Genomic DNA, 4536 nt, shown 5'->3' with positions numbered 1-4536 from the left:
GGTGTCGACCGAGCCCGCGAGACGCTTGCGCTCCGAGAGACCGAGGAACCACGCGAACGACAGAGCGACCACGAGGCCCGCGAGGAGCGAGGGGACCATCGGCACGAACACGTCGGTGGGCTGCAGGCCCAGCGCCGTCGCCGCGCGGACGGTCGGCCCGCCCCACGGGACGATGTTGAGCGTGCCGTTCATGAGGCCCGCGACGCACGTCAGCACGACCGGGCTCATCCCCAGACGCAGGTACAGCGGCAGCATCGCGGAGGTCGTGATGATGAACGTCGTCGAGCCGTCGCCGTCGAGGGACACCGCTCCGGCGAGGATGGCCGTGCCGAGCACGATCTTGGCCGGGTCGTCGCCCAGCACCCGGGTGATCACGCGGATGAGCGGGTCGAACAGGCCGACGTCGATCATGATGCCGAAGTACATGATCGCGAACATCAGCAGCGCGGCCGTGGGCGCCATCTTGCCGATCGCGTCGATCACCATGTCGCCGATGCCGAGACCCGCTCCCGCGAGGAGGCCGAAAACGGTGGGGACGACGATCAGGGCGACCATCGGGGTCAGGCGCCGCGTCATGATCAGCGCCATGAACGCCAGCACCATGAGGAAGCCGAGGGCCACGAGGATGCCGTCGGACGGCGTGTACGCCACGGCATAGTCGGCGGCCTCGGCCGACAGGATCAGGGGGGTCATCGCGACTCCTTCGTCGTGAGCGACGGTGCGAGGGCTCGCCCGTCGATTTGGTGATCCTAGGGAGCGGCCGGCCGGCGGCGCGCTCTTGCTCGCATTGACCCGCGTTGTGCGCGTAGCGTGTGTTCTGCGCATTTCGCGCACGGCCGCGTTCGGAGGTGCCATGCGGTTCGCCACCCGGACGCTGCTCGTCCAGATCGCCACGATGGTCGCCGTGGTGGCCGTGTGCACCGCGGTGTTCGCGTGGCTCGGCATCCAGCAGCTGCGCGCCGAGGCCGACTCGTCGGCGCTGAACATCGCCCGGTCCGTCGCTGAGGCGCCGCAGGTGCGTGAGCTCGTCGCCGAGTACTCCGCCGACCCGGGAACCCCGGATGCCGTGTCGCTCCGCGACGGCGCGCTCGAGCGCTACGCCCAGGACGTCACCGCGCGCACCGCGGGGCTGTTCGTCGTGATCACCGACGATCACGGCATCCGTCTGGCCCACCCCGATCCCGAACGCCTCGGCCAGGTCGTGAGCACGAGCTTCGCCGACGCGCTCGCCGGGCGCGAGGTCGTCACGTGGGAGACCGGCACCCTGGGGGAGTCGGCGCGCGCCAAAGTGCCGATCTATCCGCCCGGTGGCGGCGCCCCGGTGGGGGAGGTGAGCGTGGGATTCGAGCGCGCGAGCGTGTTCGACGAGCTGCCGGCGCTCCTCGTCGGCATCGGCGTCGCGGTCGTCGTGGCCGTCGGGCTCGGGGTCGTCGTGGCTCTGCTCATGCGCCGCCGCCTCGAGAGGATCACCCTGGGTGTGCAGCCCGAGGAACTCGTGGCCCTCGTGCAGACGCAGACGGCGGTGCTCGAGAGCGCCGACGAGGGGGTCGTCGCGATCGACGACGCCGGAGTCGTGCGCGTGTGCACCGCGACCGCGGAGACGCTGCTGGGTGTCTCGGAGGCAGTGGGACGCCGGGTCGACGAACTCGGCCTGGCCCCTTCCGTCGTCGCCGCGCTCGCCGGAGCCGGGGCGCCGAACGGCATGCCGCTCGCAGATCGCGTCGTCTTCGTGGACGTGCGTCCGGTGCGTCGCGGCGCCCGCGCCCTCGGCCGGGTCGCCGTGATCCGCGACCGCACCGACCTCGTCGCCCTGTCCGACCGCCTCGACAGCGTCCGGGCCCTCGGCGACGCACTGCGGGTGCAGCGCCACGAGAACGCCAACCGCATGCACGCCGCCGTCGGCCTGCTCGACGCGGGCCGGGTCGACGAGGCGCGGGCGTTCCTCGCCGATCTGGTGGACCGCGGCTCGGTCGACTGGGCCGTGGCGGGTCTCGACCTCGTCGGCGACGCGATGCTCCGCTCGTTCCTCGGGGCGAAGGGCCTCGCCGCCCGCGAACGCGGCGTCGCGCTGCGGGTGAGCGACGACACCTGGCTGCACCGCACCGTCGACGAGGTGGAGGACGTCGTCGCGGTGCTCGGGAACCTCGTCGACAATGCCGTGACCGCCGCGGCATCCGGGGACGAACCCCGCGAGGTCGAGGTCGCGGTGCTCGGCGACGGCGACGCGGTCGTGCTCACGGTGGCCGACACCGGCGGCGGGATCGCCGACGTCGACGCCGCGTTCGCCCCGCGGGACCGCCCCGACGACGCCGACGCCGTGCACGGCCTCGGTGTGGGCCTGCCGCTCTCGCGCGAGTTCGCGCGGCGTCGCGGGGGAGAAGTGTGGATCGTGGATGCCGGCGGGGCAGCGCGCGGCGCGGTCGTCGCCGCGCGGTTGCCGGGAGTCCTGCGGCTCGAGACAGAGGGAGAGACATGACCGACATCCGGGTGCTCGTCGTCGACGACGATTTCCGCGTCGCGGGGCTGCATCGTGACACCGTCGCCGCGCGGCCGGGCTTCGTGGCGGTGGAACCGGCACGCACGATCGGCGAGGCACGGGAGGCGCTCGCCGCGCACGCCCCCGACCTCGTCCTGGCCGACGTCTACCTGCCCGACGGCGACGGGATCGAACTGGTGCGCTCGGCATCCGTCGATGCCTTCGTGCTGTCGGCGGCGACGGATGCCGCGACCGTACGGCGCGCGTTCGGGGCGGGGGCGCTGGCGTTCCTCGTGAAGCCGTTCGACACGCGCGTGCTCGCCGAGCGCCTCGACCGGTACGCGCGGTACCGCAACCTGCTGTCGTCGTCGCGTCCGCTGTCGCAGGACGACATCGATCGCGCCGCCGCCGTGATGCGCGGGGAGCGCGAGGGCGCGTCGCTCGCGCGGTCGGCCACCGAGCAGACGGTGCTCGCGGCCCTCGGCTCCGAGGAGGCGTCGGCGTCGGAGGTCGCCGAGCGCATCGGCGTCTCGCGGGCGACCGCCCAGCGCCACCTCACCGCGCTCGCCGAGCGGGGCCTGGTCTCGGTGGGCCTCCGCTACGGCTCGACCGGCCGCCCCGAGCACCGCTTCCGCGTCGGCGGGCGCGTGAGGGGTCAAGATCTGTCGCTTCGGGCTTCGCGAGGCGACACTTTCTGACTCCTCACGGGTGGGACGAGAGGACCGCCCAGCCGCGGGGTGGGAGGGCGATGCGGCCGTCCTGCAGGGGCCCCTCGCCGGCGGCCAGCGAGGCCGCATCGGCGGCGGGGAGTGTCAGGGGTGCGTCGTCGAGGCTCAGGGCCACGACGATCGCCTCGTCGTCGACCGCGGTGCGCAGCACGAGCGTCGTGTTGGTCACCTCGACGACGTCGGTGCGGGCACGCCAGAGCCACGGATGCCGCCGGCGCAGCGCGATGAGCGCGCGATGCGCGTCGAGGATGCGGTCGTCGACGTGCGCGACCTCGCCCGGGGTCGCGGGGAACTCGGGCCGCACCGCGTCGTCGCCGCCCTCGCGCTCTTCTTTCACCGCGGTCCAGCCGAACTCGTCGCCGGCGTACACCGACGGGGTGCCGGCGACGGTGAACAGGACCGCGAGGGCGTGCGGGACGAGCTCGGGTCCGACCGCCGAGGCGATGCGCGTGACGTCGTGATTGCCGACGAAGGTCTGCGGCACGAACGTCGCGAGCAGCTCGTCGTGCCGCTCGATCGCGTGGCTCAGCTCGAAGAAATTGCCGTCGGCGATGCCGTGCCAGATGCCCTGCCACAGCTCGTACTGCGTGAGCGCATCCATCGTGGATGCGTCGACGATCGCGGCGCCGTCGCCGTGGATGACCTCGCCGACGAACCAGGCCTCGGGGAACCGCTCGCGCACACGCGGGAGCACGCGGGCCCAGAACTCCGGCGGCACCGCGTAGGCGGCATCCAGTCTCCAGCCGTCGATCCCGCGGTCGAGCCAGTGGCACATGACGTCGACGACGAGGTCAACGGTCGCGTCGGAGGAGTGGTCGAGCGCGACGAGCGCGCCGTGCCCCTCGAACACGTCGGGCTCGAAGCGTCCGTCGACCCAGCGACCGCGGAAGAGGTCCGCGTCGTCGCCGCCGTCGAGCAGCGCGCGGAACGCGGGGTGGCCCCGACCGACGTGGTTGAACACCCCGTCGAAGAGCACGCGGATGCCGCGCTCCCGTGCCGCGTGCAGCAGCCGGTCGATGTCGGCGTCGTCCCCGAGCCGCGGGTCGATGCGGAAGTGGTCGACGGTGTCGTACCCGTGGGTCTCGGACGCGAAGACCGGGCCCAGGAGGAGACCGTTGAGGCCCAGCTCGATGACGTGGTCGAGCCACGGCTCGAGGCGATCGAGGCGGTGCGTGGGCGCGGCATCCGGGTCGACGCCGTCGCGGATCGGGGCGCCGACGAACCCGAGCGGGTACACGTGCCACCAGAAGACATGTTCGGGCCAGCTGGGCATGCGCCGAGGCTATCCCGCGGTGTCCTGGTGCGGCGACGGGTTGCGCGCGACCCCTGGTT

4 protein-coding genes are annotated in these 4536 nt (G+C 72.8%); 2 read left to right on the top strand and 2 right to left on the bottom strand.

All coding sequences use genetic code 11. From position 1 onward, the window contains the following. Positions 1 to 693: SLC13 family permease (locus tag LQV45_RS18665; protein WP_253074576.1), on the bottom strand; the 693-nt coding region annotated here is incomplete at its 3' end. A 160-nt stretch (positions 694 to 853) separates the two neighbouring features. On the opposite strand from LQV45_RS18665, the gene LQV45_RS18660 reads away from it, so the two are divergent. Both LQV45_RS18660 and LQV45_RS18655 read left to right on the top strand, forming a co-directional pair. Next, a complete protein-coding gene (locus LQV45_RS18660) occupies positions 854 to 2476 on the top strand; it encodes an ATP-binding protein (protein WP_230008304.1) in 1623 nt (540 codons plus the stop codon). Further along, positions 2473 to 3174: a response regulator gene (locus LQV45_RS18655; RefSeq protein WP_230008303.1), complete on the top strand. Its 702-nt coding sequence runs from the start codon at positions 2473 to 2475 to the stop codon at positions 3172 to 3174. The genes LQV45_RS18660 and LQV45_RS18655 overlap by 4 nt, the downstream gene beginning before the upstream one ends. Positions 3175 to 3178: 4 nt before the next feature. On the opposite strand, the gene LQV45_RS18650 is transcribed toward LQV45_RS18655, so the two are convergent. Then, the gene (locus tag LQV45_RS18650; protein ID WP_230008302.1) at positions 3179 to 4477 is read right to left on the bottom strand and encodes an alpha-amylase family protein; all 1299 of its coding nucleotides are present in this window, start codon (positions 4475 to 4477) and stop codon (positions 3179 to 3181) included. Positions 4478 to 4536: the final 59 nt, after the last annotated feature.

The sequence above is a fragment of the Microbacterium sp. Bi128 genome (assembly GCF_918698205.1).
The sequence above is the reverse complement of the archived record's forward strand: the minus strand, read 5'-3'. Positions and strand labels throughout refer to the sequence as shown.

Excerpts from the sequence above, each read along its gene's own strand:
- LQV45_RS18655 (WP_230008303.1), top strand. The coding sequence starts at position 2,473 with ATGACCGACATCCGGGTGCTCGTCGTCGACGACGATTTCCGCGTCGCG.
- LQV45_RS18660 (WP_230008304.1), top strand. The coding sequence starts at position 854 with ATGCGGTTCGCCACCCGGACGCTGCTCGTCCAGATCGCCACGATGGTC.
- LQV45_RS18650 (WP_230008302.1), bottom strand. The coding sequence starts at position 4,477 with ATGCCCAGCTGGCCCGAACATGTCTTCTGGTGGCACGTGTACCCGCTC.